This is a genomic window from Streptomyces alboflavus (assembly GCF_000716675.1).
GTDB lineage: Bacteria > Actinomycetota > Actinomycetes > Streptomycetales > Streptomycetaceae > Streptomyces > Streptomyces alboflavus.
On the sequence record NZ_JNXT01000016.1, the window covers coordinates 1 to 24,239 of the forward strand.

A 24,239-nucleotide genomic window follows, 5' to 3' on the forward strand; every position below is an offset into this window, starting at 1 on the left:
GGGGCCGGGGCGGTGAGGGTGGGGGTGGGGGTGGGACGGGGGGTCGGCGGTGTGGGCGGCGTGAGCGGTGTCGGGTCGTCCAGGGCCGCACGGAGCGCCTGTTCCGCGGCCGTCACGGTGAGGCGTCGCTCCGGGTCGCGCTCCAGCAGGCCCCGGACCACCGGCAGGAGGGGGCCGAGGGTGTCGGGCAGGGCGATCTCGTCCAGGACCACCGCGTGCAGCACCCCGGCCACCGAGTCCCGGTGGAACGGCGATTCGCCCGCCACGGCCGCGCACAGCAGCACCCCGAGCGACCACAGGTCGGACGCGGGCCCCGACCGCTGACCCGACATCCGCTCCGGCGCGGTGTACTCGGGCGAGCCCACGAACGCCCCGGTCTGCGTGAGCCGTGTCTGCCCCGCGACCTGCGCGATGCCGAAGTCGGACAGGACGACGCGGCCGGACTCCGCCTCCAGGAGCACGTTCGCGGGCTTCAGGTCGCGGTGCAGCACCCCGGCCGTGTGCGCGGCCCGCAGCGCGCCGAGGAGCGCGAGAGCGATCCGGCCCGCCTCGGCGGGCGGCAACGGCCCCTCGGCCGCCATCCGGTCGGCGAGCGACCAGCCGTCGATCAGCTCCATCACCAGCCAGGGCCGCTCCTCGTACCGCACGACGTCGTGCAGGACGAGGATGCCCGGGTGCTTCACCTGCGCCACCGACCGGGCCTCGTGCAGCGTCCGCTCCTGCTGGCGCTGCGCGTCCTCGGGGGTCAGCGCGTCGTCGACGTGCAGTTCCTTGACCGCGACGGCCCGCCCGAGGAGTTCGTCCCGCGCGCGCCACACGGTGCCCATGCCGCCGCGGCCGAGCCGCGTCTCGATGCGGTAGCGTCCGGCGATCAGTTCCCCCGTGCTTGCCATGGGCGCATCATACGAACTCCCTGCCCCCGCCCCGTGATTGGGCCGTGCGCGGCGCACGTCCGGCCGGGTGCCACCTCCGCACGCTTGTCACTTTGCGTGTCTGATCCGCTACGTTTGGTCGCTCAAGAGGGTCGCGTCGGGAGCGGTCCACGTGGTGAAGGGGTATGCGCATGACGCGACGGATGAACAAGGCGGCCAGGGCGCTCGGGGTGCTCGGCGCGGCAGCGGCACTGGCGCTCTCCGTGCCGGGGTCGGCGTACGCGGCGGAGGGGGTTCTCGTCATCAACGGCCAGGCCTACGAGGATCCGAGCGGCTGCTACCCCGTCGACTGGTTCCCGACCTCGGTGGCCAACAACACCGACGCCATCGCCGAGGTCCACTCGGGCCCGGACTGCACCGGCCAGGTCGAGTGGCTCGTGTACCCGGGCGAGACGTACCACACGGAGACCGCGCAGAGCGTCTTCATCCTCTGAGGCGGCCGGCGGCCGGTTGTTAGCCTGCGGGGGCTCTGATCGCGCACGAAGAAGGAGTCCCCGTGACCGGCCCCCGCATCGCGCTCGTCACCCGCCGCCCGCAGCCCGAGCACGACCGCGACCTGCCGGTCCTCGCGCGCGCCCTCGACGAGGCGGGCGCCGAGGTCCGGATCGTCGGCTGGGACGACCCCGGCGTCGACTGGGCCGGATTCGACCTCGCGCTGATCCGCTCCACCTGGGACTACAGCTGGCGCGCCGAGGAGTACGTGGCGTGGGCCGAGCGGTGCGCCAAGCTCACCCGCCTCGCCAACCCCGCGGACGTCGTGCGCTGGAACACCGACAAGCGGTACCTGGGCGAGCTGGCCGCCGCCGGTGTGCCCACCGTCCCCACGGCCTACCGCGCGCCCGGTGACGACGGCGAACTCCCGCCCGCCGACCGGGAGTTCGTCGTCAAGCCCACCTCGGGGGCCGGTGCGCGGTACGCCGCCAGGTACGGCGCGGACGAGCGGGACGCCGCCCACGCGCACGTCGCCCGCCTGCACGAGGAGGGCTTCACCGCCATGGTGCAGCCCTACATGCGGCGCATCGACGTCACCGGCGAGCGCGCCCTCGTCTTCGTCGGCGGCCAGTTCCTGCACGCCATACGCAAGGGCGCGGTGCTCGCGCCCGGCACCGCGTTCGACGCCGACAAGGTGTCCCACCCCGACCCGCGGCCCTGGCGCCCCACCGAAGCCGAACTCGCCGTCGCCGAGCGGGCGTTGGCGGCGATTCCCGGCTCACCCGAGCTGCTGTACGCACGCGTGGACCTGGTGGACGGGGACGATCCCGACGACGGTCCGCGCGTCATGGAGCTCGAACTCGTCGAGCCCAACCTCTTCCTCGGCCTCCACCCGGACTCGCTGCCCCGGGTCGCGGAACTGATCCTCAAGGCCGCCGCCCAGTAGACCGGGAGCCCGGCAGCTCCCGTCGACCCGGCGGCCCGGACCCCGCCTCACCCCTCCGGGAACGAAAGCCGCTGCAGCAGCCCCCACGTGAACTCGGCTACACAGCGCCGCCGTTCACCCGACTCCGCGTCCGGCGCGGTGAAGGCGAGCCGCCACCGCGTCGGCGCCGTCCCCTCCATCGGGCGGGCGGGCGCGAACGCGCGGGCGGCCTCGTCCACGGTGCACGACCAGGGCGTGAGGTCGGCCAGGGTGCGCAGCGCGGGACCCGGCGCGCCGGGGGCGCGGATCAGCCACTCGTTCCACACCGCCGCGTTCGGCCCGAGCAGCACCTCGAAGCTCAGGTCGGGCCAGAGCGGCACCGGCCAGAGCAGCGCCTCGCACTCCAGGTCGCCGATCTTCCGGGGGACGCTCGCCTCGGGCGGTCCGAGCACCGAGCGATACCTGGAGACCGCCGCGCGCCCTCCGCGCGCGTGCAGCATCGCCTGCCAGCGGCGGTTGGCCTCGCGCATGTCGGTGATGGAGGTGCCCAGCGCGTGCCGGGCGTCCTCGACGAGGTCCGGGTTGTGGTCGGCCATGCGGCGCAGCAGGACCAGCTGGAAGTCGAGGGGCGTGAACGGGCCCGGCGGACGCGAGGCACGCGACGAACCCGGTCCGGAACCGGCGGCGGAGCTAGCGGACATACGCCCCATGGTCCCGCACGGCCCGCCCGGCCGGACGCCGCCCGTCCGGCAGGAAGAGCACCGAGTTCACATACCGCGGCCGCCGCGGCGTCAGCGCGCGCCGCACCAGGCCCTGCGTCACGACGTACGAGGTGGCGCGCTGGTGCGCCTCCAGGTCGAAGGAGTCCAGGGGCAGCCAGGTGTCGTCCGGCAGCACCCAGCCGCGGTAGCCGTGCGCGTCCGCGAGGTGGTCGACGACCGGGGCGATGGGCTGGATGCGGGCCTCCAGCTCGACGAAGAGCGCCGGGCGGTCCCGGTCCAGGAGTGTGCGGGCGCCGCGCAGGACGGGCAGTTCATGGCCGTCCACGTCGATCTTGATGAAGTGCACGTCGTGCAGGCCGAGGCCGTCGAGCGTCAGGCACGGCACGTCGAGCGCGGTGCCGTGCACGCCGTCCCTGCGCACCAGCGAGGACACCCCGCGGTCGCCCCGGTCGTCCTCGGGCAGCCAGAGCCGGGCCGTGCCGGGCTCCTCGCCCGCCGCCGCCTGGATCACCCGGACGTTGCCGGGCGTGGCCGCCGCGAGCAGCCGCGCCAGATGCGGCACCGGCTCCACGGTCACCACGCGCCGGGCCCGCCGGGCGAGCCGGCGCGACCAGGGCCCGTACCAGCCGCCGACGTCGACGGCGGTGCCGCAGTCGGGCGGGCACAGCTCGCCGAGGCGGGCCAGCTCGGGCTCGAAGCGCGGATAGACGAGCCGGGCCAGGGCGGCCACCGCGCGGGTGGGGAGCCGGGGCGCGACGCGGGCGGCGAGGGTCTTGCGCGCGGCGGGCGTCACGACGAGATCAGCTTGAGCAGGCGCTCGTGCTCGTCCTCCGAGACCTGTTCACCGGAGGACGGCAGGAGCTGTGGGATGCCGTCCACGATCGGGTAGCGGCGGTGCAGCCGGGGGTTGTAGAGGGCCTGTTCGGGCAGCGGCACCGGTTCCGGTGAGGGGTCGGCGGGGAGGGTGGCCTCCGGCGCGAGGAGGACCAGCGGACCCTTGTCGAGGGGGCAGGCGAGGATCTTCAGCAGCGGGTCGTCGGGGTTCATCAGGGCATCAGCTCCTTGGGTGGCAGATTCGGTTCGGCGGGCACGGCGGGTGCGGGGTCGTGCTTGGGCATCACCAGGAGCACCGCCACCGCGAGCACCGTCCCCGCGACCCGCAGCGTGAGCCGCACCGGGTCGTGGGGCAGCGCCTCACCGAACGCGAGCGTCCCGAGCACGGCGGTGAACAGCGACGTCACCGTCGTGCACACCGGGACGATCAGTGAGGCCCTGCACTTCTGGAGCGCCGCCTGCGACATGATCAGGCCGAACGCTCCGGTGAAGAGCAGCAGATAGGGGTACGGGGAGCGCAGCAGGTCGAGCAGGGCGCCGCCCAGGCCGCCGTCCAGGGACAGATGGCTGGACACGCCCTTGATGGCCAGCGAGCTGACGCCGTAGAGCAGGCCCACCGCGACGCCGTACTCCACGCCCGTCGTCGGCTGGCGGTGCTTGCTGCGGGTGCGGCGCTCGGCGGACGCGTACAGCCACAGACCGGCCGCGAGCGAGGGCAGGCAGACCGTGAGGACGAGCGGGGCGGGCGCGTCGCGGCCCACCGTGTCCGTGCCCTCCTTCAGGGACAGCACGACCATCAGGAGCGCGGCGAGGATCGCGGCGACCGCGTACCGCTCGCGCCCCGACGTGCGCTCGCCGAGCAGCTTCGCCGACAGGAGCAGGAGCAGCACGAGCCCGGAGACGAAGATGCCCTGGGCCGCCGCGATCGGCAGCGTCCGGTAGACGATCAGCTGCGCCCCGAAGCCCGCGGCGAGCGCCAGCGAGCCGCCGATCCACAGCGGGCTGGAGATCACCTGGCGAAGGAGCCGGGCCGGGTTGCGGACGCTGACCGACGGCATCGCGGTGAGCGCCCGCTTCTCCAGGACGAAGCCGGTGCTGTAGAGCAGGTTCGCGAGCAGCGCCGCGGCCACACCCCACCACATGGCTACGCTTTCCGCGCGTGCAGCAGCAGGATGGAGGCGGCGCCCGGCACGGAGCAGGCGAGTCGGTCCAGGGCGCGCAGCGGCCGCGGCACGCCGTGGAAGGGCGCGCCCGCGAGGCGTACGACGTCGAAGCCGGACGCGGCCACGAACTCCCTGAGCGCGCGGGCGGTGTAGAGCCGCAGATGGCCCACCACCTCACGCCCGGGGCGGCCGTGGATGCCGCGCAGGCTCACCTCGGAGAACACCGGCTGCACGCCCGCGAGCAGCAGCCCGCGGTTGTACCAGGCGGCGAGGTTGGGCGTGGACAGCATCAGGTGGCCGCCGGGCCGAAGGACGCGGCGCAGCTCGTCGAGGGCGCTGTCGGGGTCCACGAGGTGCTCGATGACCTCGCTGAACAGGACGGCGTCCGCCGATCCGTCCGCGAACGGCAGCCCGCCGTCCGTGAGTTCGCCGCGCACGACGTGCGGCAGGTGCGCCCCGGCGCGGCGCAGCGCGTCCTGGGACCAGTCGACGCCGACGACGCGGTGCCCGGCGAGCAGCGGCGCGGCGACACGCGCGGCGCTGCCGTCGCCGCAGCCGATGTCGAGGACGACCCCGGCGCCCGCGCTCGCGGGGCCGAGGGCGGCGGCGAGCATCCGGGCCTGGCGCAGGCTGCGGGCGTCGCCGGAGGCCACCGGCACGTTCGGGTTCTCGTAGAAGTCCCGCAGCCCGTGCGGGCGTTCGCCCTCGTCGGTACGAGGGGTGGCGCTGGTCGTCGTCATGAGCCGCTGCCCTCCGGGGTCGGGTGGAGGTTCTGCGTGGCGTGCAGATAGTGCTCGAAGAGGTCCCGCAGATGGGAGCCGTCGCCGTGGCTGAGCAGCGTCCGGGACCAGCGCAGGGCCAGGTGCAGGCGGCCCGCGGTGGACGCGGTGGTCACGGTCAGGCCGCGCGGCATCCGGGCGGGCGCGGAGAACCACACGGCGGTCGCCGCCCCCGCGTCCCCGAAGTCGAGGGCGTACGGCACCCGCCCGATGTTGCTGAGCAGCGTCGTCGACGTCCACGGCCCGGCGGCCCTGCGCAGGCCGCGGGTGACGGCGGCGCGCACAGTCACCGGAAGGACGGGCGCGGTGAGGAGCGTGGCGCCGTGGCCGAGCTGCGGGCGCGACAGGGCCTTGAGGGCGCGGGTGCGGTCGGAGGTGCGGCGCAGCAGGGCGTGGATCTCGTCGGGGGTCAGGTCTCCCGGGCCCGACCGGCCGGTTCCGGCGTCCGGCTCCAACTCAGCGGCACCGAAAGGCACTTCGACGAGCCGGGTGCCGTTGCCGATGGGCATCGTCATGTCGCGCGGCCGGTCGTCGACGGGCATGGTGATGCGCAACGGGCGCGGCCTGGAGCCGTGTTCACGGTTCCAGTGCGCGATCATCAGCGCCGTGGCGACCATCAGCTGGTCGTTGACGGTGTACGGCGCGCCCTTGGGGCGGCGCGGCACCGGCAGCTCGGCGACGAGCATGCCGTTGCCGGGGGACGGGTCGGGGGTGCCGTGGGCGACGCGGGCCGGGGCTGCCCACGGCGACGGCAGGCCGGACGGCGCCTCGTCGGTGCCGCCCGCACCGTCCGCCGACACGGGCGTACGGGTCGGCGGCGCCGCGGGCGCGTTGTCCCGGCCGCCGTACAGTTCGGCGGCGGTGGCGAGCACCCGCAGACAGGCCGGGCCGTCGAGCGCGGTGTGGTTGATGGTCAGGAACAGCACGCTGGAGGTGCCGCCCGCTTCGGCGTCGGCGACGACCTCCAGGCGGATCGGCGGGGACGCGGTGAGCGGCGGCGCATCGCACAGGGCGCGCTCCCTGGCCCGCTTCAGGGCGTCCGGCACCGGCGCCGGGAACGTGACCACCTCCACGTCGGGGCCCTCGGTCAGCTCCCACTCGTACCGCCGCCGGTACCAGGCGCCGCGCGCCTCCCGCACCAGGATGCGCGGGTGGCGTCGCAGCGCCTCGCCGAACGCCGCCTTCAGCCGCTCGGCGTCCGGCGTGCCCGGCAGATGCACCTCGATGTGGACGGTCTCCGGCTCCTCCTCCTGCAGGCAGTGCCGGGCGACCTCGTCGACGACGGGGAACGGCACCCGGCGCGGCGGACGGCCGGGGCCGTCCGCACGCCGGGCCGGGTGTTCCAGGGCGGTCATGGTGCGTTGTCCTCTCCCGGGCGCGGATCCTCACCCGAGCGCGTACCCCGGCCGGGGGTCCCCTCATCCGTCGGGGCGCCGTCGGCCGGTTCAGGCGTGTCCTTGCGCAGCGGGTCCGGGCCGCGGGCCGACAGGGTCGGGCTCGCGCTGTACGGGGGGACGGCCGGGGGCGCGTCGGGTGCGGGCGCGCCGGGTGTGGCTGCCTCGGTCCCGCCGGTCTCCCCGTCGAGCTCGTCCCCGCGCCTGCGGTGCGGCAGCGGTGGCGCGGTCGGCCCGCCCAGGTCACGGTCGGGCCCGAGCGGCATCGTCACGGCGTCGGGGGAGCCCTGCGGGCGGGGCGGCGCGGGCGTGGCTCCGCCCGCACTCCCGGGCCCGGCAGGACCGGCGGGGCCGCCGAAGACACCGGGGCCACCGAAGCCCCCGGGCCCCGCCGCCGGAACCCCCGGCCCCACGGGACTGCCCACACCCACGGCACCGCCAGGACCACCGGCACCGGGACCACCGCCACCCGCGACCGCCGCGCCCTGCGCGTCGGCCCCCTCCCGCACGCTCACCAGCGCCGCGAACAGCGCGATGAACGCGAGGAGTTGAGCGGTGTGCCCGAAGGCCCCCTGGTCGGCGGCGACGGCCTCGCCCGCGCCGGTCGCGGCGGCGATGCCTGCCCCGGCCATGGCCAGGAACGCCAGCGGCACGAGCAGCGTGTGCTTGCGCCAGGCGAGCACCGCGAGGACGGGCACGAGCACGGCGAACCAGCCCGCGACGACCACGGCCACCAGCGTCAGCACCACCGTGCCGAGCACCGGACCCGGTCCCGGCGGGGTCACGCCGGGCCCGTCCGGGTTCGGGTCGCGGCGCCGCACGAACACCAGCGCCACCAGGGCGAGGACGCCCACGCCACCGCCGATGAGTCCGGCCTCGTACGCCGTGGACGGCTCGTAGGTGAGCTTGACCGTGCCGCCCTCGCCCGCCGGGACGAGCCAGCCCTGCTGCCAGCCGTCGAGCCGCACCGAGCGCAGCTCCTTGCCGTTCAGGGTGGCCTTCCAGCCGTCGTTGACGTTCTCGTAGGTCGTCAGGTACTGGGCGGCGCCGTCCCCGACGGCCACCTCGCGGCGGTCGCCGAGCCAGTCCTTGATCTTCAGCTCGCGGGCCTTGGTGACGAGGCTGCCCGGGGTGCCGCGGGTGAGGGACACGTCGGTGACGGCGAGCGGGCCCTCGTCACCGGCCTCCACGCGGTGCTGACCGGCGGCGAGGTCCACCGAGGTCTGCTTCTTGTTGTCGTCGCACAGCGTCAGGTCGACCGGCCTGCGGTCCACCAGGTCCCGGACGGTGCCCTCGGCGCTCGTCGCGTACAGCTTGCCGTCGACCGACACCGCCGGGCCCTCGCCGCAGGCGAGTTCGAAGGTGCGGTCGGGGTCGGGCTGCTTGGTGCGGAACTTGTCGAGCGCCGGGACGTAGGCCTCGGTGAGGCCGACGGGCAGCTGCAGCTTCTCGTCCGCCACCGGGTTGTGCAGGGTGAGCGGCGCGGTCTTGGTGATGGTGATGTCGAGGCGGTCGGTGGTGATCGGCGCGAAGCGGGCGTTGCCGTTCTCGTCGACCCCCGCGACGGCCGCGCCGTCCGGAGAGCTGATCTCGATCTTCTCGGGACGGGTGGAGAGTCCGCCCGCGGGCGGCAGTACGATCTGGTCGACCGCGACCTTGCCGGGCCACCGCAGATGGATGACCGGCTTGTCGCCCGCGATCCACGCGGTCGTCAGATCGCCGTCGGTGAGGTTGCGGGGCGAGAGTCCGCCGCCGAGCTCGGACGTCGAGTCGGCGCTGGCGATGATCTGCTCGCGCTGGTCGGGCGCCACCTTGTAGAGGAGCTCGTCGAGCTTCTGGCCGGGGACGGCGACCGCGCTCGCCTTGACCTTGTAGCTGCCGTCGCCCGTGGTGGTGAAGCGGCGGTGCAGGCCGGCCTCGGCGGTCACCGGCGACAGACCGGACTGGTCGGCCGAGCGGTGCATGGAGTACGTCGTGGCGTCGGCGTCCGCGCCGTCGGTGCCCTCGGTGTCGGCGGGCATCCGCAGCAGCTTGGTGACCTGCACCTTGGGGATGCTGATCTCCGAGAACCCGGCGCCGGTCAGGCCGTCGTGGGCGACCTGCGCGTCGAGGATGGTCAGCTTCAGCCACGAGGAGTCGCCCGGCTTGACCTTGACGCGCTGCGTCTGGCCGTCGGGCCGCAGGTACGAGACCGCCTCGCCCTGCTCGGTCTCCACGCGCACCTTCGTCGGCGCGGACCGCACACCCTGCTGCGGCAGCGGCGTCACCTTGATCGACGAGGGGATGGCGGTCTTCTTCGTGAACTCCGCCTTGATCCACTCGTTGTCGGGGTTGCCCGGGTTGCCTTCCGTCCAGGCCGTGTTCGGGTTGCCGTCGAAGGCGTTCACCGGGTCGAACTGCGGCAGGTGGAACAGCCAGTTGCCGTAGCTGGACGCCGTCACGGACTTGGCGCCGCGCAGCTCCGCGACGGTCTGGTGCTTGATGCCCTTGGTCGGCAGGATCTGCCGGGGCTTCTCGCCGCCGTCCTGGAGGGCGTCCGGCGCGTTCTTCTCGTCCTTGGTGTAGGGGTACGAGGTGTTGGTGTTGACCAGGCCGAAGCGGGTGTCGGCGCGGCGCAGGCCGTCACCGACCGCCTGCAGGGCGGGCGGCGAGCCGAGGCCCGGGTGGTTGTCGCCGGTCAGGACGGCCGGACGGTCCTTCATGTCCGGGTCGGCCGACAGCGGGAGCAGCGCCTCGGGGCCGCCGCTGACGACGGCCGTGTTGGCCACCGGCTTCAGGCCGGCCTGGCCGGGGCGCTGGGCGCCGTCGCCGGGCGCGTAGATCTCGACCGCGCGCTGGCGCGGGTACAGGCCCTCGACCTGCACGGGCGTGTCGTCGGCGATCCGTCCGCCGGTCTCGGTCGGCCCGAATCCGGTGACGCGCTTGAACCCGGACTCCTCCAGGGTGCGCTTGACGGTCGCGGTCGGGACGTAGCCGATCTGGTCGGGGTCGAGGTCGTTGCGTACGACGACGTAGTAGAGCCCGGCGCGGGTCAAGTAGTCGCGCAGGCCCGGGACTTGGCCGCCGGTCATGAGGGCCTGCTCGACGGCGTCCATGGCGCGCCGGTTGCCCTTGGTGCCGAACGGCACGTAGTCGCGCTGGGCCCAGCGGGAGTCGGCGAGCACGTCGAGCGGCTGGTCGATGGGGGAGCCCCAGGTGTAGATGCCGTGCGCGGTCGCGGGCACGACCAGGGCGCGCGAGTCCGGGGAGTACTTGTCCAGCCAGTCGGCCGTCGTGTCCCAGTAGTCCGGCAGCTTCTGGAACGAACCCGGCTGCAGGATCGAGCCGTTGAGGTACGGCCAGGCGAGTCCCGGGATCACGAGGACGGCGGCCACCAGCGGCGCGTACCGCCGCCCGCGCACCGGCCGTGCCCCGCGCGCCCGCGCCGCCACACCCACCAGGTGGGCCAGGCCGAAGGCCAGGGCGAGCGCGAGCCCGGTCTGGAACTTGTAGATGTTGCGGAACGGGACGAGCCCGCCGTTCAGCCAGTCCTGCACGGTGCCGTGGAAGGGCGCGCCGAACACGCCGCCGTACCCGGCGAGGGTGACGAGCGCGACGGACAGGACCGTGAGCACCAGCCAGCGCCGCTCCGGCAGATCGCGCCGGGCGAGCCCGGCGAGGCCGAGGGCCGCGGCGAACGCCGAGCAGACGATGGCGATGACGGAGGTCGCGACGGTCCACCCGGCGGGCAGCCAGGAGTCACCGAAGTGCAGGTACGCCACCCAGTTCCCGGCGCCGCGCAGCGTCTCGGTGGCCGACATGGTGCCGGTCGTGGTCGCCGAGTTCTCCACGTACGGCAGGAAGTTCTCGCCGTAGATGCCGAGCAGGAGCAGGGGCACCACCCACCAGGCGGTGGCGAGGATGACGCCGGGCACCCACCAGGTGATCAGCTTGCGCTTGCGCGGTCCGTTCGGGCGCGACAGGAGATAGAGGCCCACGGGCAGCAGGGACGCCAGCGTCGACGCGGCGTTCACCCCGCCCATGAACGGGATGAGGAGCGCCGAGCGGAACGCCGCGATCCGTGCGGTCACGCGGTCGTTGGTGAGCGGGATAAGCACCCACGGCAGGAACGCGCCGGGCAGCGCCGCCGCCGACGTCGAGCCGACCACGACGGTGAACGTCGGCCACAGCGCGTACACGACCGCGCCGAGCAGCCGCGAGCCGTTGCTGCCGATGTTCAGCCGCTCGGCGAGCCGCAGCGCGCCCCAGAAGGCGACCGCGACGATCAGCGACATCCAGAGCCGCTCGGCCAGCCAGACGGGGATCTGCAGCAGGTCGGTCAGGGCGTAGTACGGCAGCATCGGGAAGGCGTAGCCGATGTACTGGTCCTGGATGCCGCCGAAGCCGCCCCGGTCGTGCCAGAGCTGGCCGAGGTCGGAGAGGAACTGCCAGGGGTCGACGGCGACGCCGAGCTTGGTGTCGAACGTCATCCGCCCCGGTTTGACGGCGAGGAAGCACACGAACACCACGGCCCAGAACCCGGCGAGCCAGCGCCGTGAGCGAGGCCCGCGCCCGGGTTCGGGCGCGGGCGCCGTCGGCTTCAGGGCCGCCGGGGGTGGGGACTGGACCGTGGTGGTCATGGACACCGCCTGAGGATGAGGAGGAGGTTCCAGGTGGCGACTTCGCGCAGACCTGGGACCTTCGCGACCGTTTCGGCCCAGAACGGCCAGTAGCGGGAGCGGGCCGAGACGACCTGGACGTCGTCGCGGGCCCGCACCTGTCTGAGCGTGGGTCCGACGTGGTGGGCGAAGAGGTTCTCGCCGAGCTTGTGCTTGGCGGGTTTTCCGGTGCGGCGTTCGTAGCGGGCGCGGGCCCGCTCGGCGCCGAAGTAGTGCAGGGGCGCCCACTCGTGGCCGCCCCAGGGGGAGTACCAGTTGGTGAACGCCACGTAGATGAGCCCGCCGGGGCGGGTGACGCGCACCATCTCGCTGAGGAAGGTGCCGGGGTCGTCGACGTGCTCCAGGACGTTCGAGGAGAACGTGACGTCGGCGACGCCGTCGGCGAGCGGAAGCAGATAGCCGTCGGCGACCACGGAGCCCTCGGGGGGCTTCGCGCCGAGTTCGTGCGGGTCGGGCTCGAAGAGGTAGGCCTGCGCGCCGCGCCGCTGGAACTCCTCGGTGAAGTAGCCACCGCCGCCGCCCACGTCGACGACCACCCGGTCCTTGACGGGCAGGTGCCGCTCGACCTGGTCGGCGGCGTCACGGGCGAGCAGCGCGTAACACTTCTCCGGCTCCTGCTGCTCGCGCAGGAAGGCCCGGAACAGGGTCACGGAGCGGCGCAGCGACGGGTCCCTCACGCAGATCCCTTCACTTTCGCCGGCGGCTCGTGCGCGGCGACGGCCTCGGCGGCCACCGCGCGGAACTGGCGCACCGTGTTCGCCCAGCGGAAGTGCGCGGCGCGCTCCGCCGCGGCCTTGCCGAAGGCGCGGCGCCGCTCGGCGCTGAGGGCGAGCGTGCACCAGTGGGCGGCGAACGCGCTCTCGCCGTGCGCGAGCAGCCCGGTCACCCCGTCTTCTATGGAGTCGCGTACTCCGGGTACGTCGAAGCCGATGGCGGGCGTCGCGCGCGCCGCGGCCTCGGTGACGACCAGGCCCCAGCCCTCGACGGCCGAGGGGTGCAGGAGCAGCCATGACTCGCAGAGCAGCCGGTGCTTCTCGGCCTCCGAGACATGGCCGGTGAACTGCACGCCGGGCCCGGCCATCCGCTCCAGGCGCGCCCGCTCGGGGCCCTCGCCGACGATCACGAGGCGGCCCCCGGTGACCGGGCGGACCCGCTCCCACAGGCGCAGCAGCAGATCGACACGCTTGTACTCCACGAGCCGGCCCATGGCCAGGAACATCGGTTCGTCGGAGCGCTCGTGCAGGGGCCCGGGCTCCTCCACGCCGTTGTGCACGACGCGGATGCGGTCGGGCTCGACGCCCAGGTCCTGCAGGGCCGTCGCGGTGGACGGCGACACGGCGACCAGGAGGTTGCCGCGCTGGGCGCCCGAGAGGGCCCAGTGCTCCAGGCGCCGTCCGAGGCGCGCGGCCGGGGCGAGCGGTCCCTGGAAGCGCATCGACCATAGCTCGGTGTGGACGTGGTTGACCAGGCACAGGGTGGGGCCGCGGTGCCACAGCGGGGCGAGGTACGGCATGCCGTTGCACACCTCGACCAGCAGGTCGGTGTCGCCGATCTGGCGGGTGAACGCCGACCGGGCACGCAGGTAGTGGCCGAGGTCGCCGCCCGCCGACACCACGCGGTAGTCGCGGTAGGCGGCGGGGCCGCCGCACAGCAGCGTGACCTGGTGGCCCTCGGCGGTCAGTCCGTCGGCCAGCTTGTCGACCAGGAGTTCGGAGCCGCCTGCGGCCGGGTTTCCCAGGTCGCGGCGGGCGAGGAAGGCGATCCGGCGCGGCTGTGGGGGGAGCGCCGGAAGGGGCCACGCGGGCCGTGATGCGACCGGGCGCAGCGACGACGGCACGTGCTGGGGCATAGGTGCTCCAACTCGTCTCGGGGTGCGGAACTGTGGGGGAGTTCGGGTGGATCCGGGGTGGGGCCCGGCTGTACGGGTGGCGCGAATGGATCCGGTGGTGCGGGGTGGTGCGACGTGCTACGGGGTGGTGCGGGTGGTGCTGCCGGGACCGGGGGCCGGTCCCGCGGTGCGGGGCGGGACTCCGGTGCTCCGGGGACGGAAAACACCGGGTGGTTTGCGCAGTCGTTGTGCTGGGACTGTGCGGGGACTGTGTCTGGGTGGAGTGGACAGTTTTCGCCGCACCGAACGGTGCGGCTACTCACCGGGGTGACAATTTCGGCCCTTCTTGACGCTGACGTCTCATCACATCGTGGTGGGTTGCAGGGAATTTGGGGACGTATCGGAATGTGGACCCATCGAATCCGGTCCTTCACCGTCCCTCCCCGAGCCGTTCGAGTCCTTCTCCCTGCCGCGCGCCACGAGCACCCCGCCGAGGATCGCGAGCGCCCCGCCGAGGACCACGGTGACCAGCGGCAACGTCTCGCCGACCAGCTTCAGACGCGAGCTGTCGTCGTCCGCCAGGTCCACCTGGGACTGCTGGGTCTTCTTGGTGAACGCGATCCGCTCGCTGTCGAGCAGGACGGTCGCGTCCTTCTTGCCGCCGGGGGCGCGCAGGGTCTTGCGGGGGCCGATGGCGGCGAAGATGATCCGGCCGGTGCGCTGGTCGGCGACCAGCTCGATGCCGTGGTTGGCGTACCACTCCTCGGCCATGACCTGGCTGCGCTCCGGCTGCTTCACGAGGCGCCCGGGGACCTGGCGGGTGCCGGTCTTGGTGGCCTTCACGGTGCCGGTGAAGCGCAGGCCCTCGTAGCCCTGGATCTTCTTCTTGCCCTGGTAGGACAGCGGCACCGTGGCGCCGAGCGTGCTGTCCCACCACAGGTAGGTGCGCTTCTCGACGTCGAAGGGGAACTTCAGGTACGCCTCCCCCTCGAAGTACGGCTTCTCGCCGCAGCAATGCACCGGTTTGTTCGTCTTCCGGTCGGTCACCCAGCGCTCCAGGCTCCACTGGAGCGAGTCGTGCGGATCGGCCGCGGGCAGCGACTTGTCCGGGTCGACCGAGGTCGATACGTCCCAGATCGCCCGTCCCGACTTGTCGCTGTCGGCGACGTCGCCGCGCACCTGCCGGGTGATGGTCAGGTTCTGACCGGTGACCGTCTTGATCTTCTCGGTGTCGAAGTAGCTGCCGGTCCCCTTGAAGACCGTTATCTGATCGACATCAATGGGCGTGCGTTTCGCACGCGGCTCGACGTACCAGGCCAGCATCGGGGCCAGGACGAGCAGAAAAGCGCCCAGGCCGAGCAGGACCAGGGACAAGGGCGAAGCTGTACGGCGCATCCGGCGCTCCTGCCGTGAGGGCGAACAGGGGTCGGTCGGTCAACTGTGCTGGATTACCGACGAGTTATGAGATTGCTGCGGTGCTGCGGCCGCCGGATTGCCCGAAATGATGCGGCGCTGTTTCGACGGAGTTACTGACCCGTATGGGCCGCGAACGTAGGCGGACCCTTGACGCAGTGTCAATGCGTTGTCGACACTGTCCTCCTGCGGAGCGGGGTGGGGACGACCTCCAGCAGAGAGGCTGACCCTGTATGCACCGACTGCTCGCCGCCACGCTGACCGTCGCGGCCGCCGCGGCTCTCGCCGTGGGCGCCGCCCTTGGCATCGTGGCGCTCCTGAACGCCACGCCCGACCAGCCGAACCGGCCGCTCGTGCACTACGAGTCGCCCGAGCGGGACCGGTGACGGACGTGGCCGCCATCTCCGAAAGCGTTTCCGAGAGCGCCCCCGAGGACATCGCGGACGGCGCTCCCGGAAGCCCGGGCTCCGCGTACAAGGGCTCCGCCTGGCGCGATGTCCCGCCCCTCCAGGTGCGCCGGTTCGCCGCGCTCGCCTTGGAGGAAGTGCCCATCCTCGCTCAGGACATCCTGCGCGAAATCCGGGCAGAGTACCCCGGCCTGCCGGTCGTTCTCGACGACTCCGGCGAGCCGATGGCGCTCATCGGGATCCGCCGCGCCCTGGAGGGCTTCGTGCAGCAGCTCGCCACCCGGGAGGGCCGGCCGCGCTACCACCCGGAGGTCTTCCAGGAATTCGGCCGCGGCGAGGGACTGCACGGCCGCAGCCTCGACTCGCTCCAGGCCATCTACCGCCTCGGCGTCCGGCTCGCCTGGCGCCGCCTGGCCGAGATCGGCCAGCAGACCGAGATCCCACCCCCGGCGATGTACGAGCTGGCCGAATCCGGCTTCGAGTACCTCGACGGCCTGGTCGACCAGTCGGTACGCGGCTACGCGGAAGCGGCGGCCCGGCAGGCCGGTGAGCGGCTGCGACTGCAACGCAAGCTCATGGAGCTGCTGCTTTCCGAGCGCCGCCCCGACACCTCCGCCGCCTCCGCGCTCGGTGCCGAGAACGGCCTGGACGAGCGGGCCGCCCGGGTCGGCTGGCAGCTGCCCGAGCGGGTCGCCGTCGGCGTGCTCCTGCGCCCCGCCCGGGAGGCCGTGGCCCCGGCCGTCGGCGAGGGCGTGCTGCTCGACATGGAGGCCGAGCAGCCCCGCATGGTCGTGCCCGACCCGGACGCCGCGGGCCGCCCCGAACTGCTCCGCCGCGCCATGACCGGCTGGTCGGGCGCCATCGGCCCGCCCGTGCCGCTCGCCGACGCCGCCAAGTCGCTGCGCTGGGCGGAGGCCGCGGTCGCCCTGATGGGGCGCGGACTGCTGCCCTCCGGTGAGGTCCTGTACTGCACCGAGCACACCGAGGCCCTGGTCCTGCTCCAGCCCGAGGAACTCATCGAGGACCTGTCACGGCGCTGCCTGGCGCCCCTGGACCACTGCGGCCCGGCGCACGGCCGCCGCCTCGCCGAGACCCTGCTCGCCTGGCTGGAAACGCGCGGCGGCGCCCCCGAGGTGGCCGCCCGACTCGGTGTGCACCCGCAAACCGTGCGCTACCGGCTGCGCCAGATCAGGGAGCTGTGGGGCGACGAGGTCGACGACCCCGACCGCCGCTTCGAGCTGGAGCTTGTGCTGCGGGCACGGAGGCTGCGGGGGGAGTTGGGGAGGGCGTGAGGTGCGGCCGGGCCGACGGGTGAGGTGAGGTCCGCCCCGAAGTGGGGCCAGGCCCGCCCCGAAGTGGGGCCAGGTCTGCCCCGAAGTGAGGTGAGGTCCGCCCTGACGCCTGCCTCCCTGGGTCCGCGCATGACCCTGCCCCGAGGAGGGCTTTCGCCCCGGACGGACCCGGGCCGCCCCCGCCGCCACGTGCGGCAATTCGGACGAAGCCTGCCCTGCCGTACGGTGCCGGGCGCGCCCTGACGCGAGGGCACGCCGGAAGGTTCGACTCCGCACACAACCTTCACAGCATCGGCTTCCTCCGTACCGGCCCGGGACCTAGCCTCCATGCCTCATGGACTACTGCCACGCGTGCCACCGGCACCTCAACGGCGCCCTCGCCTGCCCGGGGTGCGGCACCCCGGCCGAAGCCTGCCGTGAGTACGCGGAGGCGCTCGCCGCCCAGGACGAGCCCGACGACCTCGACGAGACGGACGAGGAGCCCTCGCCCCGCGGCCGGGTCCGGGGCCGCGGCCGCCGCAGGGAGCGGAGCCGCCGGGCCGCCCAGCACCGCCGCAGGCGCCGCAAGGTCATCCTGATCGCCGCGGGCGTCGCGCTCGCCGCGGGCGGCCTGAGCCTGGCCGAGCTGGGCACCGAGTCCGCGTCGGACGACTCCAAGGCGACGTCCGCGCGGGACCGCGACGAGTCGGCGGGAGCCGGGGACACGGGCGGCGGGCAGGGCTCGAACCCGTCCGTGGAGCCGGTGGGGGAGCCGACGGACGGTTCGCCGTCGGCATCGGAGTCGGCCCGGAAGGGCAAGGCCGACGACGACGCCGCCGACGACAAGGACAAGAAGGCGGACAAGAAGGCGGACAAGGGCGGCAAGGGCACCCGGGACGCCGATGACGGCGAAGGCGCCGACGGGGACGCCCAGGGCCCCGGCGGCGACGAGACCACCGGCGGCACCGGTACGGCGACCGGCGGCACCGGCACCTCCGGCGGCCCGGACCCGGACCCGACGTCGGGCAACCCCACCACGAGCCCGCAGGACCCGGACCCGAAGCCGTCCGCCACGAAGCCCCCGAGCGACCCGGACCCGGACCCGAGCCCGTCGGAGACGTGCGACCGGTTCCTGTGGTGGTGCACGTAGGGCGAGCCCCCGTACCGACGCGTCCAGGACACGCTCCCGCACCGGCGCCCGGAGTGCTCAGGCGCCCAGCATCCGCCGCAGCAGCTCCCGCAGCGACTCCCGCTCCGCGCGGGAGAGCTCGGCCAGCGGCTCCCGGGCGAAGTCGAGGGACTCCCGCAGGCTGCGCGCGGTCGTGAGCCCGTCGGCCGTCGGCGCGGCCAGCTTCACGCGCCGGTCGGCGGGGTCGGGCCGCCGCTCGACCAGGCCGCGCGCCTCCAGGCGGTCCACGATGCCGGTCACGTTCGACGGCTCGCACTTCAGCTTCTGCGCGATGCGCCGCATCGGCATGGGCTCCAACGAGAGCAGCCCGAGCACCCGCGCCTGCGCGCCGGTCAGCGCGTGCTTGCCCGCGGCGACCTCGTACTCCTCGTAGTAGCGCGCCACGACGGCACCGATCAGCTCGACGACCTCAAGGGTCAGCGGGTCGACGCGCGGGGCGGGGGTGTCCGGTTCCTGGGTGGCCATGGCTCCAGGTTACCCATTTACTTGACAACATGAAATATCGAAGCGCATGCTTATTTCAGAACATGAAGCATTAGCGGGCGGGGCCAACCGCTCCGCCACCCCGCCGCCCCCCAGCCTGAGGAGGACACCCTCATGTCCGCAGCCCCCGAGCAGCTCCCGGCCACCGGCCGCGCCTGGCACCTCGTGCGTCGCCCGCACGGCTGGCCGGTCCCGGAGGACTTCGCGCTCCGCGAGGTCCCGGTCGAGGCCCCCGCGGAGGGCCGCGTCCTGGTCCGGAACCTGCACTTCTCGGTCGACCCGTACATGCGCGGCCGCATGAACGACGTGAAGTCCTACATCCCGCCGTTCCAGCTGGACCAGCCCATGGACGGCGGCGCGGTGGGCGTCGTCGTGGCGTCGAACGCGGACGGCTTCGCGGTGGGCGACCACGTGCTGCACTTCGCGGGCTGGCGGGAGTGCGCGTCGGTGCCGGTGTCGTACGCGACGAAGGTGGACCCGGAGGCGGCGCCGCTGTCGGCGTACCTCGGCGTGCTCGGCATGACGGGCCTGACGGCGTACGCGGGACTGCTGGAGGTGGCGTCCTTCAAGGAGGGCGACACGGTCTTCGTCTCCGGCGCCGCGGGTGCCGTCGGCAGTGAGGTCGGCCAGATCGCGCGGCTCAAGGGTGCCGCGCGCGTCATCGGCTCGGCGGGCTCGGACGAGAAGGTCAAGCTCCTCACCGAGGAGTACGGCTTCGACGCGGCGTTCAACTACCGCGACGAGCGCCCGGTCGTCGAGCAGCTGAAGGAGGCCGCCCCCGACGGCGTCGACGTCTACTTCGACAACGTCGGCGGCGAGCACCTGGAAGCCGCCATCAGCCGCATGAACGTGCACGGCCGGATCACCATTTGCGGCATGATCGCCGGCTACAACGAGACCGAGCCGACGCCGGGCCCGCGCAACATGGCCATGATCATCGGCAAGCGGCTCCGGCTCCAGGGCATGCTCGTCCAGGACCACCAGGACCTTCAGGGTCAGTTCGTACGCGAGGTCGGCGGCTGGGTGCGCTCCGGCGAGCTCAAGTACAACGAGACGTTCGCGCACGGGATCGAGAGCGGCGCGGAGGCGTTCCTCGGCATGCTGCGCGGCGAGAACACGGGCAAGATGATCGTCTCCCTGGACGCCTGACCCTCACCCCTCGCTCTTCCGTAATCCGATAACCTAATTCCACAATCGCCGGGTCGGCGGGCGCGCGACCCGGCACACCCCAGGAGGGATCGGCCGTTATGTCCATCCAGAACATCGACGTCAAGTACACCGCCGTGGCCACCGCGGAGAACGGCCGCGACGGCCGGGTCGCCAGCGACGACGGCAAGCTCGACGTCGTCGTGAACCCGCCGAAGGAGATGGGCGGCAGCGGCGCGGGCACCAACCCCGAGCAGCTCTTCGCCGCCGGCTACAGCGCCTGCTTCCAGGGCGCGCTCGGCGTGGTCGCCCGCCGCGAGAAGGCCGACATCTCCGGCTCCACCGTCACCGCGAAGGTCGGCATCGGCGCGAACGGCGCCGGCGGCTTCGGCCTCGAGGTCGAACTCACCGCCTCCATCCCGAACGTGGACGCCGCCACGGCGCAGTCCCTCGTGGAGAAGGCCCACGAGGTCTGCCCCTACTCCAACGCCACCCGCGGCAACATCAAGGTGGACCTGAAGGTCGCCTGACGCGCGGAACGCGAGCAGGGGCGGGACCGGGGCGCCCTGGGTCCCGCCCCTGCACGCCTCTTAGGTGACGGGCTCCACCTCCGGGCAGAAGCCGTTGGCGCCTATGCCGACCTTCGGTGGTCAAGGGCACTTCTTCGTCACGGATGCCCGGAAAGGTGTGCCTTCCGGCCGGTGAGTCGCGCTTGCCGAGCGTGGTCGTGCTGCCCGTGGTGCTCCGGATGTTCGCGCCCGCGCACCTGAGCACGAACTGATCATTCACCCGACTCCACCGTCGAGCGTCCCGTCCTTGACCGCCGACACGAATGCCCCCCAACTGGCCGCCGCGAAGACGGTCGCGGGGCCGTGGGAGTTCTTGGAGTCACGGACGGGGACGCCGGTGGGGTGGCCGTCCTGGACTTCGAGGCAGTCGTCGGCGTTGGGGCCGCTGTACGACGACTTGCGCCAGCCACTCAGCAGAGCTGCGTCCGGTATGAGGTGCTCAGCCATGATGTCCGTAGTCCTTCGCTGTTGCTCTCAGCAGAGCCAGTGACGCCTTCAGCGGCAGTGCGTCGCTCAAGGCGAGATCGTAACTAGTCTGCAACTCCCGGACTACTGACGGGGAGTCATGAACCATCCCTACGTAGACGCCCTCGCAGTAGGCCAGAGGTGGTTGGTCCTCGAACCACATCAGCTTGAGCATGCTCTGCGCCAGCGGATGCGGGCCCACCGCGAACGGCAGCAGATGCACGCGGATGCGACCGGTCTCAGCGAGGCGGACGAGGTGCATGATCTGCTCCGCCATCACGTCTTCGCCGCCCACGGGGCGCCGTAGCACCGCCTCGTCCAGCAGCGCCCAGAGGATGGGCGTCACCGGATCGTCGAGGATCTTCCTGCGTTCAAGGCGGGTGGCGAGACGCTTGGCTTGCGTTTCCTCGCTCACCGGAGGGAACGCCTGGCTCAGGACGGCGTGCGCGTACCTGTCCGTCTGGAGCAGGCCCGGGACGTACGACAGGCCGAACTCCCGGATCATCACCGCCTGCTGCTCGAAGATCCTGACCGCCTCGAAGTAGTCGGCGACCTCCACCTCCTTCTTCGGGAGGAAGTTGGTCAGCGCGTCCTTCGTGCCCAGGGTCATGTCGAGCCGCCTCGCGTCCTCCGGGGACGGCACGCGGCGGCCCGCCTCGATGTGCGCGATGTGCGTGCGCGTCATGATCGCTGCTTCGGCCAGCTGCTCCTGCGTCATCCCGGCCGCCTCGCGCTGCGCCTTGAGCCAGTCTCCGTAGGTCCTTCCCATGGTCAACTCCCGTGCGGCAGAGGACGGATCGCTTGTTCCTCTGGCGAGAGTAGCCGGGGGCGGTCTCCCTCTGTGAGCGATTCGTTACAGAGCGCGGCGCTGGCGCCGAGGCGCCGCGCGTTCCGGTGACCTTGTGAGCGCGGCGGCAGCGGGGCGCCCGCGCACAGGCGCCCCGCGAGGGCTACCTCGTCCCCAGCAGCGCCCGCCCGACCTGAGCGAACACCCCCTTGGGATGCCCCCGGAACAACGGTTCCGTGCCGAACAGGACGACCCGCGTGGCCCCACGCGCACCGCTGACCACGGACGCCTCACCGGCGGCGTCGCCGGGCCCACCCGCGCCGGACGCATCCGCACGCCAGTGCCCCGACACCAACGGCTTGCCGTTCGCGTAGGCCTGCTCCACGCGAACCCCGTCCCCGAGCCCGGTGAACCACATCGGCGCGTAGACGAAGCCGTACCCGGAGCCGGAACCGGCCACGGGGCCACCGGCGTTGCGGACCCGGACCACACCGTTGGCGTCACCGTTGCCCTGGACGGCCGTGACGGGCAGGAGCCCGGCGGCCTCGTTGAGGGCGGCACCCCCGGCACCTCGCCCGACAAGCCCGCCGCCCCCGGCGAGGAACGCGTCGAGCCGCTTGCGCGCCGCGGGCTTGAGCTTGGCGCGATCGAGCCCGGAGGACACGAACAGGACGTCGGCCCTGCGCCAGTCGAAGCCGTCGTTGAGGACGGCGGTCGACACCGGCACCACGTCGAAGTTCATCTCCCGGAGCGCGAAGAGCTCCCCGGGCGTGACGGCCGCCGCAACCCGCGTGCGCCGCACCACGTCCTTGCCCCGCGCCTTGGTCGCGGTGAACGCCACGTCGTACTTCTCGGCCGCGTCCCGTGCGGCCCGCCGCGCCGAACCCGGCACGATGACGCTGCCGCCGTCGGCGGCCCGGCGCACCGAAACACCGTCAGCGGTGAGGGAGTTGAGCGCGGCCACCTCGCGGGGGTCGTCCAGGCGAAGGCGCAGGTCACCGCGCGGGGCGACGTAGCCGACGCGTGCGGCGGACTGGACGGAACGCGACGGCACCGCGGCGGGGTCGCCCTTGCGGGCGGACACCACGGACGCGCCCCACAGCCGGCCGAGGCTCCAGCCCGAGATGTCGTACATCGCCGACACCTTGTCGCTGATGTCCCGCCCGTCCGCGAGGATCACGTTCGCGATGCCCCGCTTGGGCTGGCGCATGTCGACGACGTACGAGCCCTTCTCGTACGAGGCGTTGCCGAGCCGGAAGTCCCGGGTGGCGCGCCGGACGCGGACGTCGTTGGCGAGGAGGTGGTCCACCAGGCGGGCCGTGGCGGCGGCGGAGCGCTGGCGCTTGCCCGCCGGGATGACGTACGCGCGCGGGAACTTCGTGGTGTAGACGTCCTCCGGGCCGATGCCCGGCACGCCCGGCACCGTCTCCTCGGAGATCTCCACCGACTTCGCGCCCGCGGCCCCGCGCCGGAACACCTCGATCTGGTCGGCGATCAGCGACGCGCGGTGGCCGCGCGCGTAGTCGAGCGTCGCCTTCATGGCCGCGCCCGCGATGTCCACGTTGATGGCGGAGCGGCGGCGCAGCTCGGCGGCCGGCTGGGAGTCGTACTCCTCGTTGTTCACCTGCATGGGGAACTCGATGGTGTGCGCCGCGACCGCGCCGTGGAACGGCATGTACTGCGGAGTGAAGATCGGCGGCCAGTCGTCCCAGCCCTCCTCCTGGTCGCGGAAGGGGATGACCGCGGGCAGCACGCCGTCCTTCTGCTCGGTGTAGCCGAGGCCGTTGACGGCCTTCTCCATGCCGAGGGCGTTGGCGTAGCTGTTCTTCAGGAACAGGTCGTACTCGTAGTTCTCGCCGTGCGGCGGGGTGGTCGGCTCGATGAGCGTGCCGTTCACGTACCCGTGCAGGTCGATCATCATCGTGGGCTGCTTGTCGATGGCGATCCGCCGCACCGCGCGCGTCTCGGACTGGGTGCCGGTGATGAAGTCCCGGTTCAGGTCGAAGCCGTTGGCGTTCTCGCGGGTGCCCGCGATCCGCCCGTCGGGGTTCATCGTGACGTTGAAGTAGAGGCGGTGCCGGGCGAGCAGCTCGCGGGTCTTCGTGTCCTTGGCCTTCGCCAGCTTCTCGATGAGCTTCAGGGCCGCGTCGGTGCCCTCCCACTCGTTGCCGTGGATGTTGTTGTTGATGAACACCGGCGCCTTGTACGCGGACTTGAGTGCCTTGTCCTTGGCGGCGGCCGCGGGCGCGTTCTCGATGCGGTCGCGCATCTTCTCCTGCCGGGCGGCCTCGCGCGCCGACTCGGGCGCGGTGACCGTCACCAGATACAGGTCGTGCCCTCCGGCCGACCGCCCGGCAATCTCCACGCTGACGCGGTCGCCGATGCCCTGGATCTTGTTCAGCCTGGGCGCGATGGCGTGGTACGGGGTCAGGCCCAGCTTGATCGACTTGTCGGCCGGGTTCTTCGGCACCGCGGCCAGCTTCCGCTCGCGCGGATAGCCGCGCCCCGCGCCGGTGCGGGCCGCGCCCGCGCTGTCGTCGAGCGCGCGGTCCGCCGCGCTCTCGGGGGCCCGCGCGGCCCGGTCGGGCGAGTCGAGGGGGGCCTCGTCGCGGATCACGGGGCGGGGCGCGGGGTCGGCGCTCGCGCCGCTCGGGGTCAGCACGGTGAACAGGAGCGTGCCCGCGGCGGCGGATGCGGTCAGGAGCACGGGTCTTGACGGGCGGGATATCCCCATACGTACCTCCGAAGCGTGGGCCGTTCGCCGACCCGAGAGATCAGTCGAGAGATCAGTAGGGGAGGTCTACAGGGTGAAATCGCGCGCAACAAGGGGGTATTCACGAAA

Annotated in this window: 22 protein-coding genes; 7 read left to right on the forward strand and 15 right to left on the reverse strand. The window is 72.8% G+C overall.

Annotated features, from left to right (window positions below; all coding sequences use genetic code 11):
- A partial coding sequence (locus OO63_RS13800) for a serine/threonine-protein kinase (protein WP_157853995.1) occupies window positions 1–893 on the reverse strand: 893 nt, incomplete at its 3' end.
- Window positions 894–1,063: 170 nt separating this feature from the next.
- Between OO63_RS13800 and OO63_RS13805 the strand changes: the two genes are divergently transcribed.
- Window positions 1,064–1,366, forward strand: a complete 303-nt coding sequence (locus tag OO63_RS13805) for a hypothetical protein (protein ID WP_157853996.1) — start codon at window positions 1,064–1,066, stop codon at window positions 1,364–1,366.
- A gap of 62 nt (window positions 1,367–1,428) precedes the next feature.
- Window positions 1,429–2,310, forward strand: a complete 882-nt coding sequence (locus OO63_RS13810) for an ATP-grasp domain-containing protein (RefSeq protein ID WP_030358570.1) — start codon at window positions 1,429–1,431, stop codon at window positions 2,308–2,310.
- Window positions 2,311–2,357: 47 nt separating this feature from the next.
- Here the strand turns inward: OO63_RS13810 and OO63_RS44645 are convergent, their stop codons facing one another.
- The 10 genes from OO63_RS44645 to pgfA form a co-directional block, all read right to left on the reverse strand.
- Window positions 2,358–2,990, reverse strand: coding sequence for a hypothetical protein (locus tag OO63_RS44645; RefSeq protein WP_397622118.1), 633 nt, complete (start codon window positions 2,988–2,990; stop codon window positions 2,358–2,360).
- Window positions 2,980–3,804 (reverse strand): FkbM family methyltransferase, encoded by an 825-nt coding sequence (locus OO63_RS44650; protein WP_030358568.1) that lies wholly within the window; start codon window positions 3,802–3,804, stop codon window positions 2,980–2,982. Before OO63_RS44650 ends, OO63_RS44645 begins: the two co-directional genes overlap by 11 nt.
- Window positions 3,801–4,058 carry a Trm112 family protein gene (locus OO63_RS13825; protein ID WP_030358567.1) on the reverse strand — a complete coding sequence of 86 codons (258 nt, stop codon included), beginning with the start codon at window positions 4,056–4,058 and terminating at the stop codon, window positions 3,801–3,803. The genes OO63_RS44650 and OO63_RS13825 overlap by 4 nt, the downstream gene beginning before the upstream one ends.
- Window positions 4,058–4,975: a hypothetical protein gene (locus OO63_RS13830; protein WP_033264128.1), complete on the reverse strand. Its 918-nt coding sequence runs from the start codon at window positions 4,973–4,975 to the stop codon at window positions 4,058–4,060. The genes OO63_RS13825 and OO63_RS13830 overlap by 1 nt, the downstream gene beginning before the upstream one ends.
- 14 nt (window positions 4,976–4,989) lie before the next feature.
- Complete coding sequence (locus OO63_RS13835; protein ID WP_030358565.1) at window positions 4,990–5,748, reverse strand: class I SAM-dependent methyltransferase; 759 nt, start codon at window positions 5,746–5,748, stop codon at window positions 4,990–4,992.
- Window positions 5,745–7,142, reverse strand: coding sequence for a condensation protein (locus tag OO63_RS13840; protein ID WP_030358564.1), 1,398 nt, complete (start codon window positions 7,140–7,142; stop codon window positions 5,745–5,747). The genes OO63_RS13835 and OO63_RS13840 overlap by 4 nt, the downstream gene beginning before the upstream one ends.
- On the reverse strand, window positions 7,139–11,800 hold the full coding sequence (locus OO63_RS13845; RefSeq protein WP_030358563.1) for an alpha-(1->3)-arabinofuranosyltransferase: 4,662 nt from the start codon (window positions 11,798–11,800) through the stop codon (window positions 7,139–7,141). Before OO63_RS13845 ends, OO63_RS13840 begins: the two co-directional genes overlap by 4 nt.
- The gene (locus tag OO63_RS13850; protein ID WP_030358562.1) at window positions 11,797–12,516 is read right to left on the reverse strand and encodes a class I SAM-dependent methyltransferase; all 720 of its coding nucleotides are present in this window, start codon (window positions 12,514–12,516) and stop codon (window positions 11,797–11,799) included. Before OO63_RS13850 ends, OO63_RS13845 begins: the two co-directional genes overlap by 4 nt.
- Complete coding sequence (locus OO63_RS13855) at window positions 12,513–13,688, reverse strand: glycosyltransferase family 4 protein (protein WP_030358561.1); 1,176 nt, start codon at window positions 13,686–13,688, stop codon at window positions 12,513–12,515. Before OO63_RS13855 ends, OO63_RS13850 begins: the two co-directional genes overlap by 4 nt.
- A gap of 342 nt (window positions 13,689–14,030) precedes the next feature.
- The gene (gene pgfA / locus OO63_RS13860; protein WP_030358560.1) at window positions 14,031–15,062 is read right to left on the reverse strand and encodes a cell envelope lipid trafficking protein PgfA; all 1,032 of its coding nucleotides are present in this window, start codon (window positions 15,060–15,062) and stop codon (window positions 14,031–14,033) included.
- Between the two features lie 251 nt (window positions 15,063–15,313).
- On the opposite strand from pgfA, the gene OO63_RS45965 reads away from it, so the two are divergent.
- The 3 genes from OO63_RS45965 to OO63_RS45970 all read left to right on the forward strand — a co-directional run bounded on the left by OO63_RS45965 (window position 15,314) and on the right by OO63_RS45970 (window position 17,908).
- The gene (locus tag OO63_RS45965; RefSeq protein WP_169786610.1) at window positions 15,314–15,466 is read left to right on the forward strand and encodes a hypothetical protein; all 153 of its coding nucleotides are present in this window, start codon (window positions 15,314–15,316) and stop codon (window positions 15,464–15,466) included.
- A gap of 50 nt (window positions 15,467–15,516) precedes the next feature.
- A complete protein-coding gene (locus OO63_RS13865) occupies window positions 15,517–16,779 on the forward strand; it encodes a PucR-like N-terminal domain-containing protein (RefSeq protein WP_030358559.1) in 1,263 nt (420 codons plus the stop codon).
- 334 nt (window positions 16,780–17,113) lie between these two features.
- The gene (locus OO63_RS45970) at window positions 17,114–17,908 is read left to right on the forward strand and encodes an SCO2400 family protein (protein ID WP_051810844.1); all 795 of its coding nucleotides are present in this window, start codon (window positions 17,114–17,116) and stop codon (window positions 17,906–17,908) included.
- Between the two features lie 57 nt (window positions 17,909–17,965).
- Here OO63_RS45970 and OO63_RS13875 read toward each other — a convergent pair whose 3' ends face one another.
- Window positions 17,966–18,412, reverse strand: a complete 447-nt coding sequence (locus OO63_RS13875; protein WP_030358557.1) for a MarR family winged helix-turn-helix transcriptional regulator — start codon at window positions 18,410–18,412, stop codon at window positions 17,966–17,968.
- Window positions 18,413–18,544: 132 nt separating this feature from the next.
- Here OO63_RS13875 and OO63_RS13880 point away from each other — a divergent pair, with 132 nt between their 5' ends.
- Together OO63_RS13880 and OO63_RS13885 are read left to right on the forward strand one after the other, a co-directional pair.
- A complete protein-coding gene (locus OO63_RS13880; RefSeq protein WP_030358556.1) occupies window positions 18,545–19,579 on the forward strand; it encodes an NADP-dependent oxidoreductase in 1,035 nt (344 codons plus the stop codon).
- A 98-nt stretch (window positions 19,580–19,677) separates the two neighbouring features.
- Window positions 19,678–20,106 carry an organic hydroperoxide resistance protein gene (locus tag OO63_RS13885; RefSeq protein ID WP_030358555.1) on the forward strand — a complete coding sequence of 143 codons (429 nt, stop codon included), beginning with the start codon at window positions 19,678–19,680 and terminating at the stop codon, window positions 20,104–20,106.
- A 255-nt stretch (window positions 20,107–20,361) separates the two neighbouring features.
- On the opposite strand, the gene OO63_RS13890 is transcribed toward OO63_RS13885, so the two are convergent.
- From OO63_RS13890 to OO63_RS13900, 3 genes are all read right to left on the reverse strand, one after another.
- Window positions 20,362–20,592, reverse strand: coding sequence for a DUF397 domain-containing protein (locus OO63_RS13890; protein ID WP_030358554.1), 231 nt, complete (start codon window positions 20,590–20,592; stop codon window positions 20,362–20,364).
- Window positions 20,585–21,379, reverse strand: coding sequence for a helix-turn-helix domain-containing protein (locus OO63_RS13895; protein WP_030358553.1), 795 nt, complete (start codon window positions 21,377–21,379; stop codon window positions 20,585–20,587). Before OO63_RS13895 ends, OO63_RS13890 begins: the two co-directional genes overlap by 8 nt.
- 181 nt (window positions 21,380–21,560) lie before the next feature.
- A complete protein-coding gene (locus OO63_RS13900; RefSeq protein ID WP_030358552.1) occupies window positions 21,561–24,131 on the reverse strand; it encodes a M14 family zinc carboxypeptidase in 2,571 nt (856 codons plus the stop codon).
- Window positions 24,132–24,239: the final 108 nt, after the last annotated feature.

Coding starts and splice junctions, on each gene's coding strand:
- pgfA (WP_030358560.1), bottom strand. CDS start 15,062: ATGCGCCGTACAGCTTCGCCCTTGTCCCTGGTCCTGCTCGGCCTGGGC.
- OO63_RS45970 (WP_051810844.1), top strand. CDS start 17,114: ATGGACTACTGCCACGCGTGCCACCGGCACCTCAACGGCGCCCTCGCC.
- OO63_RS13825 (WP_030358567.1), bottom strand. CDS start 4,058: ATGAACCCCGACGACCCGCTGCTGAAGATCCTCGCCTGCCCCCTCGAC.
- OO63_RS13840 (WP_030358564.1), bottom strand. CDS start 7,142: ATGACCGCCCTGGAACACCCGGCCCGGCGTGCGGACGGCCCCGGCCGT.
- OO63_RS45965 (WP_169786610.1), top strand. CDS start 15,314: ATGCACCGACTGCTCGCCGCCACGCTGACCGTCGCGGCCGCCGCGGCT.
- OO63_RS13875 (WP_030358557.1), bottom strand. CDS start 18,412: ATGGCCACCCAGGAACCGGACACCCCCGCCCCGCGCGTCGACCCGCTG.
- OO63_RS13845 (WP_030358563.1), bottom strand. CDS start 11,800: ATGACCACCACGGTCCAGTCCCCACCCCCGGCGGCCCTGAAGCCGACG.
- OO63_RS13900 (WP_030358552.1), bottom strand. CDS start 24,131: ATGGGGATATCCCGCCCGTCAAGACCCGTGCTCCTGACCGCATCCGCC.
- OO63_RS13895 (WP_030358553.1), bottom strand. CDS start 21,379: ATGGGAAGGACCTACGGAGACTGGCTCAAGGCGCAGCGCGAGGCGGCC.
- OO63_RS13890 (WP_030358554.1), bottom strand. CDS start 20,592: ATGGCTGAGCACCTCATACCGGACGCAGCTCTGCTGAGTGGCTGGCGC.
- OO63_RS13880 (WP_030358556.1), top strand. CDS start 18,545: ATGTCCGCAGCCCCCGAGCAGCTCCCGGCCACCGGCCGCGCCTGGCAC.
- OO63_RS44645 (WP_397622118.1), bottom strand. CDS start 2,990: ATGTCCGCTAGCTCCGCCGCCGGTTCCGGACCGGGTTCGTCGCGTGCC.
- OO63_RS13835 (WP_030358565.1), bottom strand. CDS start 5,748: ATGACGACGACCAGCGCCACCCCTCGTACCGACGAGGGCGAACGCCCG.
- OO63_RS13855 (WP_030358561.1), bottom strand. CDS start 13,688: ATGCCCCAGCACGTGCCGTCGTCGCTGCGCCCGGTCGCATCACGGCCC.
- OO63_RS13885 (WP_030358555.1), top strand. CDS start 19,678: ATGTCCATCCAGAACATCGACGTCAAGTACACCGCCGTGGCCACCGCG.
- OO63_RS13805 (WP_157853996.1), top strand. CDS start 1,064: ATGACGCGACGGATGAACAAGGCGGCCAGGGCGCTCGGGGTGCTCGGC.